This is a genomic window from Hymenobacter gummosus, assembly GCF_003970915.1.
Lineage (GTDB): Bacteria > Bacteroidota > Bacteroidia > Cytophagales > Hymenobacteraceae > Solirubrum > Solirubrum gummosum.
The window spans coordinates 199,565-213,251 of sequence record NZ_RXOF01000007.1; the positions used below are offsets into that span (position 1 = coordinate 199,565).

12 protein-coding genes are annotated in these 13,687 nt (G+C 63.9%); 3 read left to right on the plus strand and 9 right to left on the minus strand.

Annotation, left to right across the window (positions count from 1 at the left end; all coding sequences use genetic code 11):
- The 7 genes from rpsB to EJV47_RS14185 all read right to left on the minus strand — a co-directional run bounded on the left by rpsB (position 1) and on the right by EJV47_RS14185 (position 5,943).
- A complete protein-coding gene (rpsB, locus tag EJV47_RS14155) occupies positions 1 to 768 on the minus strand; it encodes a 30S ribosomal protein S2 (protein WP_126693810.1) in 768 nt (255 codons plus the stop codon).
- Between the two features lie 21 nt (positions 769 to 789).
- Positions 790 to 1,176, minus strand: a complete 387-nt coding sequence (gene rpsI, locus EJV47_RS14160) for a 30S ribosomal protein S9 (protein WP_126693811.1) — start codon at positions 1,174 to 1,176, stop codon at positions 790 to 792.
- A 50-nt stretch (positions 1,177 to 1,226) separates the two neighbouring features.
- Positions 1,227 to 1,679 carry a 50S ribosomal protein L13 gene (gene rplM / locus EJV47_RS14165; protein ID WP_126693812.1) on the minus strand — a complete coding sequence of 151 codons (453 nt, stop codon included), beginning with the start codon at positions 1,677 to 1,679 and terminating at the stop codon, positions 1,227 to 1,229.
- 227 nt (positions 1,680 to 1,906) lie between these two features.
- A complete protein-coding gene (locus EJV47_RS14170) occupies positions 1,907 to 2,869 on the minus strand; it encodes a hypothetical protein (RefSeq protein ID WP_126693813.1) in 963 nt (320 codons plus the stop codon).
- A 147-nt stretch (positions 2,870 to 3,016) separates the two neighbouring features.
- A complete protein-coding gene (locus tag EJV47_RS14175) occupies positions 3,017 to 3,730 on the minus strand; it encodes an RluA family pseudouridine synthase (protein WP_126693814.1) in 714 nt (237 codons plus the stop codon).
- Between the two features lie 183 nt (positions 3,731 to 3,913).
- Positions 3,914 to 4,948, minus strand: coding sequence for a YeiH family protein (locus EJV47_RS14180; protein WP_243651161.1), 1,035 nt, complete (start codon positions 4,946 to 4,948; stop codon positions 3,914 to 3,916).
- Between the two features lie 89 nt (positions 4,949 to 5,037).
- Entirely contained in the window at positions 5,038 to 5,943 is a 906-nt protein-coding gene (locus EJV47_RS14185; protein WP_126693815.1) for a LysR substrate-binding domain-containing protein, read from the minus strand.
- 284 nt (positions 5,944 to 6,227) lie between these two features.
- Here EJV47_RS14185 and EJV47_RS14190 point away from each other — a divergent pair, with 284 nt between their 5' ends.
- Together EJV47_RS14190 and EJV47_RS14195 are read left to right on the plus strand one after the other, a co-directional pair.
- Positions 6,228 to 8,441 (plus strand): S9 family peptidase, encoded by a 2,214-nt coding sequence (locus EJV47_RS14190; protein WP_126693816.1) that lies wholly within the window; start codon positions 6,228 to 6,230, stop codon positions 8,439 to 8,441.
- Positions 8,442 to 8,618: 177 nt separating this feature from the next.
- A complete protein-coding gene (locus tag EJV47_RS14195) occupies positions 8,619 to 9,824 on the plus strand; it encodes a hypothetical protein (RefSeq protein ID WP_126693817.1) in 1,206 nt (401 codons plus the stop codon).
- Between the two features lie 3 nt (positions 9,825 to 9,827).
- Here the strand turns inward: EJV47_RS14195 and EJV47_RS14200 are convergent, their stop codons facing one another.
- Positions 9,828 to 11,978 carry an FUSC family membrane protein gene (locus EJV47_RS14200; RefSeq protein WP_126693818.1) on the minus strand — a complete coding sequence of 717 codons (2,151 nt, stop codon included), beginning with the start codon at positions 11,976 to 11,978 and terminating at the stop codon, positions 9,828 to 9,830.
- Between the two features lie 341 nt (positions 11,979 to 12,319).
- Here EJV47_RS14200 and EJV47_RS14205 point away from each other — a divergent pair, with 341 nt between their 5' ends.
- The gene (locus tag EJV47_RS14205) at positions 12,320 to 12,925 is read left to right on the plus strand and encodes a DUF3575 domain-containing protein (protein WP_126693819.1); all 606 of its coding nucleotides are present in this window, start codon (positions 12,320 to 12,322) and stop codon (positions 12,923 to 12,925) included.
- A gap of 80 nt (positions 12,926 to 13,005) precedes the next feature.
- On the opposite strand, the gene EJV47_RS14210 is transcribed toward EJV47_RS14205, so the two are convergent.
- Positions 13,006 to 13,371 carry a hypothetical protein gene (locus EJV47_RS14210; RefSeq protein ID WP_126693820.1) on the minus strand — a complete coding sequence of 122 codons (366 nt, stop codon included), beginning with the start codon at positions 13,369 to 13,371 and terminating at the stop codon, positions 13,006 to 13,008.
- Between the last annotated feature and the right edge of the window lie 316 nt (positions 13,372 to 13,687).

The window sequence follows — 13,687 nt, forward strand, 5'->3', positions numbered from 1 at the left end:
CTATTCGTCGGCGTTCTGCTTTTCCTGGATGGCTTCTTCGTCAGCCTGCTTGCGGTCGGCGTCCTCTTTGTCCACCTTGCGCTCCGACAGGCCTTCTTCGATGGCTTTGCCGACAGCGTTAACAATCAGCGAAATCGACTTCGAGGCGTCGTCGTTAGCGGGAATCGGGAAGTCTACCAGCTCGGGGTTGGAGTTGGTGTCGACGATGGCGAATACCGGGATGCCCAGTTTCTGAGCTTCTTTCACGGCAATGTGCTCACGCTTCACGTCCACCACGAACAGCGCAGCGGGCAGGCGGCTCAGGTCGGCAATGCCGCCCAGTACGCGCTCCAGCTTTTCCCGCTCGCGGTTCATCATGAGCTTCTCACGCTTAGCCAGTGCGGCGTAGGCGGTGTTTTCTTTTACCATCTTGTCGATGGTGCTCATTTTCTTCAGCGACTTGCGCACGGTGGCGAAGTTGGTGAGCATGCCGCCCAGCCAACGGTCGGTCACGTAGGGCATTTTCAGGCGCTTCGCTTCGTCGGAAACGATTTCCTGAGCCTGCTTCTTCGTGGCGACGAACATTACTTTACGGCCCGACTTGGCGATGTTGCGGATGGCCGAGGTGGCCTGCTCCAGCGAAGCCAGCGTCTTGTTCAGGTCGATGATGTGGATGCCGTTCTTCTCCATGAAGATGAACGGAGCCATTTTCGGGTCCCACTTACGGGTGAGGTGACCAAAGTGGGCACCAGCATCCAGCAGGTCTTTATAGGTTACGGACTGAGCCATGATAGGAGTTCCTCTGGAAGATTAGCGTTTCGAGAACTGGAACGAACGACGAGCCTTGCGGCGGCCCGGCTTCTTGCGCTCCACCATGCGGGGGTCGCGGGTCAGGAAGCCTTCTTTCTTGAGGGCCGGACGGGTTTCGGCGTTTTCTTCAACCAGGGCCTTCGAAATGGCCAGGCGAATTGCTTCGGCCTGGGCGCTGATGCCTCCGCCGCGCACGTTTACTTGCACGTCGTACTTACCCACGGCATCAAGCGTGGTGAAGGGCTGGTTGACGATGGTTACCAGAAGGTCGTTACCGAAGTACGCCTTTGCATCCCGGTCGTTGATAGTGATATTCCCTTGCCCGGCTTGCACATACACGCGAGCCACCGAGGTTTTTCTTCTACCAGAGGTGTTGGTGATTTCCATGAGTTGACAATCGATGAACCACGGCCCCACGCGGGGCCGGCGGCGTTTTTTTACAGGTTGGTCAGCGAAACCGTGGTGGGCTGCTGGGCTTCGTGCGGGTGCTCGGCACCGGCGTACACGAACAGGTTGCGGAACTGGGCGGCGCCGAGGCGGTTGCCCTGCAGCATGCCTTTCACGGCCTTCTCGATAACCGTGGCCGAGTTCTTGGCCTTCTGGTCGCGCAGGTTGATGCTACGCTGACCGCCGGGGTAGCCCGTGTGGCGCAGGTAGATCTTGTCCGTGAGTTTGTTGCCCGTCACGCGCAGCTTGTCGGCGTTGATGACGATGACGTAGTCGCCGCAATCGGAGTTGGGCGTGAACGAGGGCTTGTGCTTGCCGCGCAGAATGTTGGCAATCTGGCTGGCCACTCGCCCGAGCGTGTTGTCGCTGGCATCAACAACAACCCAGGCCTTTTCGGCCGAGGCTTTGTTTACCGAGCGCGTCTTAAAGCTCAGATGATCCATGGATCAGTTTCTTGAGGGGTTGGGTAAGTATTTACGATTCAGCCCGAAACCCCAAGAAAGAAGCAAGGGTCCGGGAAAAACGGACACAAAATTAGTGCTTTTTACTTGAGAAGCAAAGCAGTAGCTGAATAAAGATGGAACGAGCTGCCGCCCGGCCCCGGTTCCGGGGGTTGGCAGCAGCTCGTTGCGGTTGGTCGGGCCCGGCCCGATGGCCGTTTGCGTGGGGCTTACTTGCCGTTCTTCGCCACGTAGGCCGAGGTGTATTTGAGCAAGTCGCGGTACGTGTCGGAAACGAGCGTCAGCGTGCCAAACCGGGCGTCGTAGCGGTACATGGCCTTGTTGACCTGGCGCAGCTTGGCTTCCACTTCGGACTGCAGCTTCCTGGGGTTGCCCTGCAGCTCCGGGCTGGCGGTGTTCAGCGCGGTGAATTCCTGCACGGCTTTCATCAGCTCGGTGCCGGCGAGCAGCTTCTCGCTCAGCGCGGCGTCCCGCATCAGCTGGGTCGCGGCGGCCTGGTCGAAGGTGGAAGCGGCCAGCTGGGCCTTGATGGCGCCCGCGGAAGGCGTAGCCGGCATGGCCGGGGGCGAGGCCAGGGCAAAGCCGAGCAGCTCGGTGGTGAGCGAGGTCAGCGTGTCGCTGTAGGCCTTGATGCTGGCGCCAGCCTGACTCCCGTGCTGCTTCCACCACTTGTTGTCCGTGAGCGTCTTGTTGAGGCCGGCCAGCTGCCGCTGGCTCTCAAACGGCAGCTGCCGCGACTGCAGCGCGCTGTTCAGCTGACCGGGCAGAAATACCTCCTTGTAATTTTTAACGGTGAGCAGGGTTAGCTGCTTCTCGTCCTTCTTCTGCTGCGCCGCGGCCTGCTGCGGGTTGGCCGCCGGGCTTTGCTCCCGCTTGCGCTGCAGCTCCTGCGTCAGGTTGGCCAGCTTGGTTTCTGCTTCCTTTTCCCGCGCCAGCTGCTTGGCCTGCACTTCCTGCTGCTCTTTCCGGGTCATCATGCCCGAGCTGTACGCGCTGCGCGAGTTCAGCATGCCTTTCTGCATCTGGCGCTGCTGAAATTCCATGGTCCGTTGGTTGGTCATCTGGTTGAACTGCCGAACGGACTGCATGTGCGACTGCATGGTGGGCGTGCGGTTTGTCTGGGCAAAGGCGCAAACCGGCAGCAGCAGAACTGGGAGTAACAAGTGCTTCATAGGGGAGAAAAGAGATGAAAAAAATGCGGGCACCAAGCCCGCATCCGGATAAAACGCACTCCGGGAAAACTACCAAATGTAAAGCAGCTACCGGTATTGTAATATAGCTTTCCTGGTTTCCCTCATTTTTTTGCTGCGGCCTCCCCGTCAGCTGTACTGCCGCAGCGTATCGACCAGCACGCGGAAGTCTTTGGGGTATTCGGCTTCCACGCTGATGGGCTCCCCGTCGAGGCCGGCGAAGGTGAGCTGGCGGGCGTGCAGGGCGAAGCGCTTGATGAAGGGCTGCTCCTCCTCGCCCTGCTTCATGTTGAACTTGCGCTTGAGCGTGGAGAGGTAGAAATCCTCGCCGCCATAGGTTTTGTCGCCCACGATGGGAGCCTGCAGGTACATCAGGTGCAGGCGAATCTGGTGCATGCGGCCGGTGACGGGCAGGCACTCGAATAGGGTGTGGCGGGCGTAGGTTTCGAGGGTGCGCACCAGCGTTTCGGCGTGCTTGCCGCCTGGCGCCAGGCGGGCCTTGCCCTTGGTGGTGGTTTCGATGTTGCGCTCCACGCGCAGGCCGTCGAACTCGTGCACGCCCCAGCCGACGGCGTGGTACACCTTCTTCACCTGCCGGTCCTCAAACTGCATGGCCAGATTGCGGTAGGCGTCGGGGTTCTTGGCCAGGGCCAGGGCGCCGCTGGTTTCCTTGTCGAGGCGGTGGCAGGCCTGAATGTCGTCGTAGTGCTGCCGGGCCAGGCGCAGGATGTTGGGCGCCCCCCCTACCCGCTCGTCGAGCGTAGCCAGGAAGGGCGGCTTGTTGATGACGATATAGTCGTCGTTTTCAAAAATGATGAGGTCCTGAAAAGCGGGTAGCTTCATGAATCACGGATTTGACGGATTTTTCGGATTGCACGGATTTGGTGGACGATTCGGGCCCGGAAAGACTTTGGCGTTCCGGGCGGATAGTCGCACGTGCTATCGGCGAAAAAGAGAGTACAAAAATACAGAGCCCCGGCTTATTAGTCGGGGCTCTGTTCGGGTGGGTGGGGCGGGAGGGGTAGATCAGGCGACGGTGTGCAGGATAACCCAGAGCGAGGCGGCCGAAATTACCAGCCACAGCAGCACACCTTGCAGAAAGGGTTTCGGGCCGACGGCCTTGAGCACTTTGGTGGAGAGGCCCGCCCCGATCAGGAAAAGCGTGACGGTAAGGCCGATTTTGGCCAGCTTGACCATCCAGGGGCCCATGGGCTGCAGGGCCGGCACGAAGCTGACCAGCAGCATGGCACCCACGAAGCCGAGGATGAAGTAGGGCAGCTTGACCTTGGTGCCCGGGGTGCGGAAGAGCACCGCCGTGAGCAGGGCCACCGGGATAATCCAGAGGGCGCGGGCCAGCTTCACGGTAGTAGCTACCTGCAGGGCCTCGTCGCCGGGGCCGTAGTGGCTGGCGGCCCCTACTACCGAGCTGGTGTCGTGGATGGCAATGGCTGCCCAGAGGCCGAACTGGTGCGGCGTCAGACTCAGGGCCTCGCCGATGAGCGGAAACAGGAACAGGGCCACGGCGTTGAGCACGAACACGGTGCCCAGCGCCATGGACATTTCCTCGTCGGAAGCCTTAACTACGGGGCCGACGGCGGCAATGGCCGAGCCGCCGCAGATGGCCGTGCCGCTGGCAATGAGGTGGGAGGTCTTGCGGGTGATGCCCAGCCAGCGGCCCACGAAGTAGCCCAGCGTGAGCGTGCCAAAGATGGAGACAATGCTGAACAGCAGGCCTTCCTGCCCGGCCTTCAGGGCTTGGTGGGCATTCATGCCGAAGCCCAGACCGACCACCGACCACTGCAGCAGCTTGGCGGTGTACTGCTTGCTCTGGGCCGGAAACGGGTTGCCAATCAGTAGGGCTACGGCCAGGCCCAGGGCCAGGGCCAGCGGCGGCGAAGCCCAGGGCGTGAGGCAGAACAGCAGCACCAGCCCGAAGACCAGCATTTGCACGGTGACGGCGTGCTGCCCGATGCTCAGGGAGCGGTGCCAGAGCGGGACGGCGCTGCTACAGTCTTCTTCGGCCGGAGCCGCGGGGTGGGAAACGGGGTGGGTAAGCTTCACGGGTGGCAGAATTGGGTGGGTGCCCAAAATTACGCGCCTCCCTACGCCCGTGGTTATCAACAATATTTATCAACAATAACCCCAGGTTATCAACCCGCCGTCCCGAACTGCTGGTGGGCGTAGCGCAGAAACTGCTGCCCGGCCCGCAGCAGCGGCTGGCCCTGCAGCCACACGGCCTCGAAGTGGCGCATCAGCCGCAAGCCTTCGAGCGGCACGATTTCCAGCTGCCCCGCCGCCAGCTCCCGGCTCAGGGCCCGGATGGAGACGAAACCGATGCAGTCGGGCGCGGCCTCCAGGTAGCTTTTGATGCCCTCGGTATTGTCGAGGTAGATGGCGGCCTGGGCCGGCCCGAGGCGGATGCCCTGCTCGCGCAGGGCCAGCTCCAGCACTTCCAGGGTACCGGAGCCCCGTTCGCGCAGTACCAGCGGGTGGCGCAACACCTCGGCCAGGGGCTGGGGCGCGGGTGGTGGCTGGCCGGGCGTGGCGTGGCGCACGGCCACCAGCTCGTCGTCGAGCAGGAATTCGTAGTGCAGGTCGCGGTTGCGCACCTGGCCCTCCACCAGGCCCAGGTCGATCTGGCCTTTGAGCAGGGCCTCGGCCACCTGCTCGGAGTTGCCGATGAGCACCGTCAGCTCCACGCGGGGGTAGCGGGCCTGAAAGCCGGGCAGAATGGGCGGAATCACGTACTGGGCCAGGGTGGAGCTGGCGCCGAGGCGCAGGCGGCCGGCGGTAGTATCGTGCAGGGTGTGGAGCTGCTCGGCCAGCTGGTGGTGCAGGGCCTCCACTTGCTCGGCGTAGCGCAGCAAGAGCTGGCCGGCTTCGGTGAGGCTCACGCGGTTGCCGCGCCGCTCGAACAGGCGCTGCTCGTAGCCGCGCTCCAGCTCCCGGATGTGCTTGGTGACGGCCGGCTGGGTGATGCACAGCTCCTGGGCGGCCTTGGTGAAGCTCAGGTGCCGGGCCACGGCCAGGAAGACGCGGAGGCGGAAATCGGGCATGGGCGCAAGGTAGACCGCAGATATGAACGGATACTTAAACGGATAAAACCGATTCGTCTTGGCATGCAGGAATTAATATACCGAGTGAGCTTATCGGAACATCTCGCGTGCAGATGCAGACGGTAAAAGCCTCTTAACGATTTAGTTGCTCTTCAGCGAGATATTTCAACAAGCTCGACATAACGTTCTGAGACTTATCAGAACAAATCCGTTTTATCCGTTTAAGCATCCGTTCATATCTGCGGTCTACCTTAGCAGCCTCATTTCCCATTCCCCTCATTCCCATGAAAAAACCGTTGCTGCTGGCCGCGCTGGCCGGCGCTTCGCTCCACGCTTCCGCTCAGCAAACCCTCACGCCGGAGCTGCTCTGGAAGCTGGGCCGCCTGGGCGAAATGCAGGTGTCGCCGGACCGCAAGACGGTGGCCTTCACCGTGACGCGCTACGACCTGATGGCCAACCGCGGCAACACCGACATCTACGCGGTGCCGGTGGCCGGCGGCGCGGTGAAGCAGCTCACTTCAACGCCGGGCAGCGAAAACACCATCAACTGGCGGCCCGACGGCAAGCTGACCTTCCTCTCCGACGAAGGCGGCTCCACCCAGCTGTACGTGATGGGGGCCGACGGCTCGGGCAAGCAGAAAATCAGCGAGTTTGCCGACGAAGGCTTGTCGAACCTGAAGTACGCGCCCACCGGCAAGTTCATTTTGTACACCCAGGACGTGAAGGTGCGCAAGACCATTCAGGACCTGTACCCCGACCTGCCCAAAGCCGACGCGAAGCTTTACGACGACCTGTTTTACCGCCACTGGACGCAGTGGGAGGACGACAAAGCCTCGCACGTGTTCTTCCAGCCCGTGGGCGACGACGGCCGCCCCACCGGCTACGGCAAGGACGTGCAGGCCGGCGAGGCCTTCGACGCGCCGGTGCGGCCCCTGGCTGGCTCCGAGCAGCTGACTTTCTCGCCCGACGGCTACTGGCTGGCCTACACCTCGCGTAAGCTTTCGGGCCGGGCCGAAGCCGTCAGCACCAACGCCGACATCTACCTGTACTCGGTGCGCGACGGGAAGACGCAGAACCTGTCGGAGGGCCTGGGCGGCTACGACATCGAGCCGGTGTTTTCGCCCGACGGCTCGAAGGTGGCCTGGCTGAGCATGGCCACCCCGGGCTTCGAGTCGGACCGCAGCCGCATCGTGGTGTACGACCTGAAAACGCGCAAAATGGAGGACGTGACGACCGGCTCGGAGCTGTCGGCCGCCAACGTGCGCTGGACGCCCGACGGCAAGACGCTGTACTTCGTGGCCGTGGTGGAGGGCACCGAGCAGCTGTTTGCCGTGCCCAGCAAGGGCGGCAAAATCCGGCAGGTGACGCAGGGCCTGCAGAACTACAACGCCTTCGAGCTGGCCGGGGCCGACGTGGCCATCTGCAACCGCACCACTATGCAGAGCCCGGCCGAAGTAGTGCGCGTGAGCCTCAAAAACGGCAAGGAAACCGCCCTGACCCAGCTCAACCAGGACGTGATGGGCACCGTGAAAGTGGGCAAGGTGGAAAACCGCCGCGTGGCCACCTCCGACGGCAAGCAGATGCAGGTGTACGTCATCTACCCGCCCAACTTTGATCCGAGCAAGAAGTACCCCACCCTGCTTTACTGCCAGGGCGGCCCGCAGAGCCCGATTTCGCAGAGCTTTTCCTACCGCTGGAATTTCCCCCTGATGGCCGCGCAGGGCTACATCGTAGTGGCCCCGAACCGCCGCGGCCTGCCCGGCTTCGGCCGCGAGTGGAACGACGCCATCAGCGGCGACTGGGGCGGGCAGCCGATTCGGGACTACCTCGCCGCCATCGACAATATTTCGGAGGAGCCCTACGTGGACAAGGACCGCCGCGGCTGCGTGGGTGCCTCGTACGGCGGTTACTCGGTGTACTACCTGGCCGGCCAGCACCAGGGCCGCTTCAAGACCTTCATTGCCCACTGCGGCCTGTACAACCTCACCAGCTGGTACCCCAGCACCGAGGAAACCTTCTTTGCCAACCACGACCTGAGCGGCGCCCCCTGGGAAGTGCCGACGCCGGGCGCCAGCCTGGAAGCCCAGGCCGACGCCGTGCGCGCCGCGGCCGAGCGGCAGGCTGAAGCAATAAAAGACGCGGGGGACGCCGACGGCAAGGACCTGGCGGCGCAGTCGCGGGCGGCGGAAGCCAAAGCCCAGGCCCGCCGCCAGGCCACCGTAGCCCGCACCTACCAGGAGTTCAACCCCCAGCTGTTTGCCAAGAACTGGGATACGCCCATCCTGGTCATCCACGGCGGCAAGGACTTCCGGGTGCCCGAGGGGCAGGGCATGGAAGCCTTCGGCACGGCCCAGCTGCGCGGTATTCCGAGCCGCTTCCTGTACTTCCCCAACGAAGGCCACTGGATAACCAAGCCCCAGAACTCGGTGCTCTGGAACCGCGTATTCTTCGACTGGCTGGGCCGCACGCTCAAGCCCGAAGGCCCGGCGGCCAAGTAAGCTGCTCCGGCCCGTTGATGCACCGCCCGGTCTGCCCTGCGCAGGCCGGGCGGTGCGGCGTTCGGGGGCGCCCGACAGGAGCGGCTACTATGCCGGGGCACCAGCCGTAATTCCGCTCCAAACCAGCATCGACTATGGCGCCGAAACGTTATGTTTAAGACTGTTATCCGCCGTCCTATGATCCGTATCGTCCTACCCCTGGGGCTGCTGAGCAGCCTGCTCCTGGCCCTGCCCGCAGCGGGGCAGCAATACCCTTCGGCCGCGGCGGCGGCCGGGCCCCAGCCAGAGCCGGCCACGGCCGCGCCGCCGGCCCTGGACGACCCTACGGCTTACCTGCAACCCGAGCCCAACGCGGCCACCCGGCAGCTCTACGCCCGGCAGCGGGTGCGCACGGTGCTGAAAGTGCGCCTCAATGACGAAGGCCAGGTGCGCGACACGGTGGAGTACCAGGAAGTGGATACGCAGGGCCGCCGCACGCTGCTGCACCGCTACAGTTCGGATTGGCAGGAGCGGCGCCAGTGGAGCTACGACGCGGCGGGCAACTGCACGTCCCTGGTCATTCACCCGGTGCCCGGGCGCTCCTTCACCACCATCTACACCTATAACCCGGAGCTGGGCCGGGGCCGCTGCGAAGTGCTAGAGCCCAATGGCCACCGCACCACGGTCTGCGAGCTGCAGCGCCGGCAGCTCGGCGACACCCTGCTGACGGAAGCCCGCTTCTGGGACCTGACGGTGGGCCGCTACCACTTCGCCGCGGGCTACCGCCGTAACTGGCGCTTTGCCCTGGCCCCCGATACGGTGCTGCTGCTGGCTGGCAGCTACTCGCCCAAGGGGCGCCTGCAGAGCACGCAGATGCAGTACGAGCTGCGCGCCGACGGGCGGCTGACGCAACAGGGCGAGGTGGATTTGCACCAGATCCTGCGGACGCACCGGCGCCGGGCCGCGCAGCCCGATGAGCAGATACCCTTCCGGCAGTTTCCCGCCCTGCTGCGCCGCCACCCGGAGGGCTTCAAGCCCAACACCCAGTTCTACTACGACGCCCGGCAGCGCCTCGTCACGCAGGAGCACACCGCTACCGTCGTGGTGCAGCAGGGCACGAATTTCCCGACCTACGGCTCAGCGCGGGTGCCGCGCTCTATCAGCAATACCTACAACCCATACCCGGTGCGCCGGCTGAATACCGTCCAGACCGTCGTCACCAATACCTACAACAACCTGGGCCAGCTCATTGCCCAGCAGCTGCGCGTCACCGGGGCCAGCTCCCTCGGCCCCAAGGCGTACCAGGTATTTTCCTACCAGCCCGATGGCCTGCCGGCGGGCGAAACCAGCCGCTCGACCGGGCAGCCGGTGTTTTACCGCTACCACTACCAGTACTACGAGTAGGCCCTAGCCCGCTACTACTTCCGTTACCCGGCGGATGTCGCTGCTGACTTTCTGCACGAACTCCAGCTGCTCCAGCAGCAGGCGCTCCTCCCCCACCGGCGCGGGCTTTTCGGCGGCGGGCGCGGGCGGGGCGGCGGGCAGAGCGGCCAGCTCGGCCGGGGGCTCGGCAGTCAGCTTTTTCAGGCTCTCCGTCAGCAGCATCAAGGACTGGCGCACCGGCTTGAGCACCTCGGCCGGGCGGGCGGGCAGGCTGCCGCTGCGGGCCGCCGCCGACACCGTGGCAATGTTCGACGACAAAATCAGGTTCAGCACCACGAACTGGTGCACTTCGGCCTCGTGGCGCTGCTTGCTCTTGGGCTCGGAGAGCATGCGCTGAAAGGCCGCCGCCAGGTTGGCCGAGCTGAGGTACACGTCCTTGCGGGCCAGCTTGTAGTCGGTGGCGCTGAGGGGCTGGCCGGCCAGGGCCTCGCCCAGGCGGTGCAGGTAGTGGCGGTTGGCCTGCAGCACGTCGCGCATGTAAGTGGTCAGCTGCTCCGATTCCCAGCGCGGAAACAGCACGTAGCCCGTCGTCAGGGCAATGGCGCAGCCGATAACCGTATCGAGCACCCGCTCCTCGATGACGGCCACGTAGCGGATGCCCAGGAAGTGGAACATGATGAGCAGAAAGGGCGTCAGAAACGTCACCATCACCACGTAGTTGAGCCGCTGGAAGCTGTAGGCCGTTATCATAAACACCAGCAGGAAGCCGAACTGCACCAGCTGATTCGGTATCAGCCATAGAATAACCACCCCAATGGCCCCGCCGAGCAGGGTGCCCACCACGCGCTGAATGTTGCGCTCCTTGGTCAGGCTGAAGCCGGGCTTGAGCATGTACACCGTGGTCATCACAATCCAGTAGCTGTGGTGCCCGCTCACCAGCAGCCGGGCCACCGCAAAGCCGATGATGGCCGCCACGCTCACCCGCAGGGCGTGGCGGAAGGTGGCCGAGGTCATGGTGAGGTTATCGAGCAGCAGCTGCGGGCTCAGCGACTGGTGCGACACGAAGCGGCTGTAGTCGGCCTCGGGCTGGCCGCTGGGGGCGGGCACGCGGTAGGCCGGGTCGGCTTCGCGGCTGAGGTCGGCCAGGCGCTGGTTGAGGTTGCGCAGCTGCACCAGAATCTTGCGCAGCACCAGGTTGGAGCCCGGCTCCTCCTCCCCAATGCGGTCAATGAGGGCCTTGAGGTGTTCCAGCTCGGCCATACGGTCGTGGTGGCCGGTGTGGGGGCGGCCCGCGTGGATGGCCAGGCCCAGGTGGTCCAGCTCCACGGCCATGCGCCGGATCAGCCGGGCCACCTCGGCCAGCACGCCGGTGTGGTTGAAGCGCCGGCGCAGGGCGGCGTAGTCGTAGTAGGTGGCCGTAATCTGCTCAAACAAGTCTACCGCGTCGACGAACGTGAGGACCAGCCGGCGGCCGGTGCCGGTGGTTTCGCGCACAATCATGCGCGACTTGAACATCAGCTCCCGGGCGGCGTCCTGCTTTTCGTGCACCACCACCTGCTGCTGCACCAGCAGGCGGTAGTCCTTGTCGAGGCTGGTTTCGGGGTCGTAGAATTCGGCCTTGAGGCGCAGGTACTCCGCAATGGCGTGAATACACTCCCCGAGGGCGCGCTGGGCCGGGCGGTAGGGCCGGATGCGGAAAAACAGCAGGCACACCAGCGTGTACCACACCCCGCCGGCCAGCACCAGGCCCGCGTAGGCGCCCAGCTCCGGCAGGCTCATTTCCCGGTCCATGGTCAGAATCATGATGAGCAGGCCCGCCGAGCCGATGGCTCCGGCCCGGGCTCCGTACACCAGCAGCATGGTCAGGGCAAAGCTCAGCCCGAGGATTTCGGCCCCGAGCACCCACACGTTCAGCCGGGCCACGCCGGTGAGCAGGGCCACCACGAACACCAGCGCCGTGCAGAGCCACAGCCCGTTGCGCTTGTGAATGACCGGCCCGGGAATGTCGGTAAGGCTGGCGCACACGGCGCCCAGCGAGACGGTAAGGCCCAGCTCGAACTGCCCGAAGCGGGCCAGCAGCAGAGTGGGCAGCAGGATGCCGAGCGTGACGCGCAGGCCGTCGGCAAAGTCCTGCCCGAAGAAAAAGTATTGGAGGGTACGTTCGTGTCGACGCATGGCAGAGGAGCGGCGGGCCGCGCGGGGCGGCGGGGCGGCCGCCCGGCCTTAAACGGGCCGGCGCCCCAACGTACTCAACCGGCGCCGAAAAATCCTCCTGCCCCGGCCGGGCAGCCACTCAGCGGGCGGCCCGGCCGGCCCCACCCCGCCCGCCGGCCCGGCGCAAGACAACTCCCTGACGCTGCGCACCTAAACTCGGCCCGGCCTGCCAATGACGGCTGTCGACCACGGGGCCGACCTTTTTATTTGATAATTTTTCTTTGCCGGAATTAAACGATAACGTTGTGGTGGCAAAAGCTTTTCGCTCCGAATTCCTTGTTTTTCTCTCCGCTTCGTGCCCTATGAAACACGCTGTACTCGCCCTAATGCTGCTGGCCGGCAGTGCCACCACCGCCCTGGCCCAGCGCACCCACGCCATCAAGCTGAACGTGCTCAGCACCGGCGTGCGCACCGCTTCCCTGTTTTACGAGCACAAAGTCCGCGAGCGGGGCAGCGCCCAGCTCGGCCTCGCGCTGACCTCACTGGGCTCCGGCGACAACCGCCTCAGCGGCGTTACGCTCACGCCGGAGTACCGCTTCTACCTGTCCGGTCAGGCCCTCGACGGCTTCTACGTGGCGCCGTTCGTGCGCTTCCGCTCGTTTAAGATGACCGCGCCCTCCAACCAGTTCGACCAGTACGGCAACCCCAGCACCGAAATCTACACCGGCCGCACCCAGACCTTCGGCGGGGGCGTGGTGGCCGGCTACCAGTGGCTGATCAGTGAGCGGCTTACCCTCGACGTCTACGGCGGCCTGAGCCACAGCTTCAGCAGCTTTTCGAGCAAGGAAGGCATCAGCGCCGGTGAGTTTGACGACTACAGCCGGCTCAGCGGCGTGGGCCTGAGCTTCTCGCGCATGTTCAGCAACACCGGCCTGCGGTCGGGCTTTACCTTCGGCGTAGCTTTCTAAGCTCGTTCCGCCTCGTTCTTGCGCAAAAGCCCGCACTGCCAATGCAGCGCGGGCTTTTTTGGTCACGGGCCGGTAGTGGCTTACGAGGCGAAGCGCCGGGCTTGCGGGCGGTGGCAGTACCGCTCGGCGTCGAGCAGGGTGGACACGATGGGCAGCGGGGCCGAGGTCAGGTGCTGCAGCTCGGTGCGCACGGTGTCGGTCAGGTGGCAGAGCACCAGGCTCATGCCGTGGCTGGTGAGCTTGCGGTGGTAATAGGTCAGCAGCTCAGCGGCATCCGGGGGCAGGTGCTGCAGCTGGCTGCAGTCGACCCAGACGCTGGACTTGCCGCTGCGCGCCGCACGCCGCAGGGCCCGGTCCAGCGAATCCTCCTGGTCGGGAGTCGGGGGAATGTCATCGGCCAGAATGAGCAGGTAGCTTTCCGGCAGAATCTCGCGGTAAACCTCCATGTAAACTGTGGTTGCAGGTATGTAGGAGCGGCAAAGGCAGTGGAAACAACGGCGGAGGCAGGGGGCGCATGACACGAGGCAGATTGCTATACCACTGGTTGAGTACGCGGCAATCTTGCGCTGATGATTCTAATATACGTAGTTTGTTTACAATATTGTCAAATCATTATACTGTAGAGCAATAAATTAAGCAATAAATACCCCGCTACTACCGGCCTTTAGGGGCCTGGGAGTGGTTTGGCAGGCTTACAAAGCGGATCGGTCGAGTAGGTTATTTTTCTTTTACCAACATCTCAGCTCCCCGCCAAGGCAAGCA

Bases quoted from the DNA above. Each gene is read 5' to 3' on its own strand.
- rpsB (WP_126693810.1), bottom strand. From the start codon at position 768: ATGGCTCAGTCCGTAACCTATAAAGACCTGCTGGATGCTGGTGCCCAC.
- rpsI (WP_126693811.1), bottom strand. From the start codon at position 1,176: ATGGAAATCACCAACACCTCTGGTAGAAGAAAAACCTCGGTGGCTCGC.
- rplM (WP_126693812.1), bottom strand. From the start codon at position 1,679: ATGGATCATCTGAGCTTTAAGACGCGCTCGGTAAACAAAGCCTCGGCC.
- EJV47_RS14170 (WP_126693813.1), bottom strand. From the start codon at position 2,869: ATGAAGCACTTGTTACTCCCAGTTCTGCTGCTGCCGGTTTGCGCCTTT.
- EJV47_RS14175 (WP_126693814.1), bottom strand. From the start codon at position 3,730: ATGAAGCTACCCGCTTTTCAGGACCTCATCATTTTTGAAAACGACGAC.
- EJV47_RS14185 (WP_126693815.1), bottom strand. From the start codon at position 5,943: ATGCCCGATTTCCGCCTCCGCGTCTTCCTGGCCGTGGCCCGGCACCTG.
- EJV47_RS14190 (WP_126693816.1), top strand. From the start codon at position 6,228: ATGAAAAAACCGTTGCTGCTGGCCGCGCTGGCCGGCGCTTCGCTCCAC.
- EJV47_RS14195 (WP_126693817.1), top strand. From the start codon at position 8,619: ATGATCCGTATCGTCCTACCCCTGGGGCTGCTGAGCAGCCTGCTCCTG.
- EJV47_RS14200 (WP_126693818.1), bottom strand. From the start codon at position 11,978: ATGCGTCGACACGAACGTACCCTCCAATACTTTTTCTTCGGGCAGGAC.
- EJV47_RS14205 (WP_126693819.1), top strand. From the start codon at position 12,320: ATGAAACACGCTGTACTCGCCCTAATGCTGCTGGCCGGCAGTGCCACC.
- EJV47_RS14210 (WP_126693820.1), bottom strand. From the start codon at position 13,371: ATGGAGGTTTACCGCGAGATTCTGCCGGAAAGCTACCTGCTCATTCTG.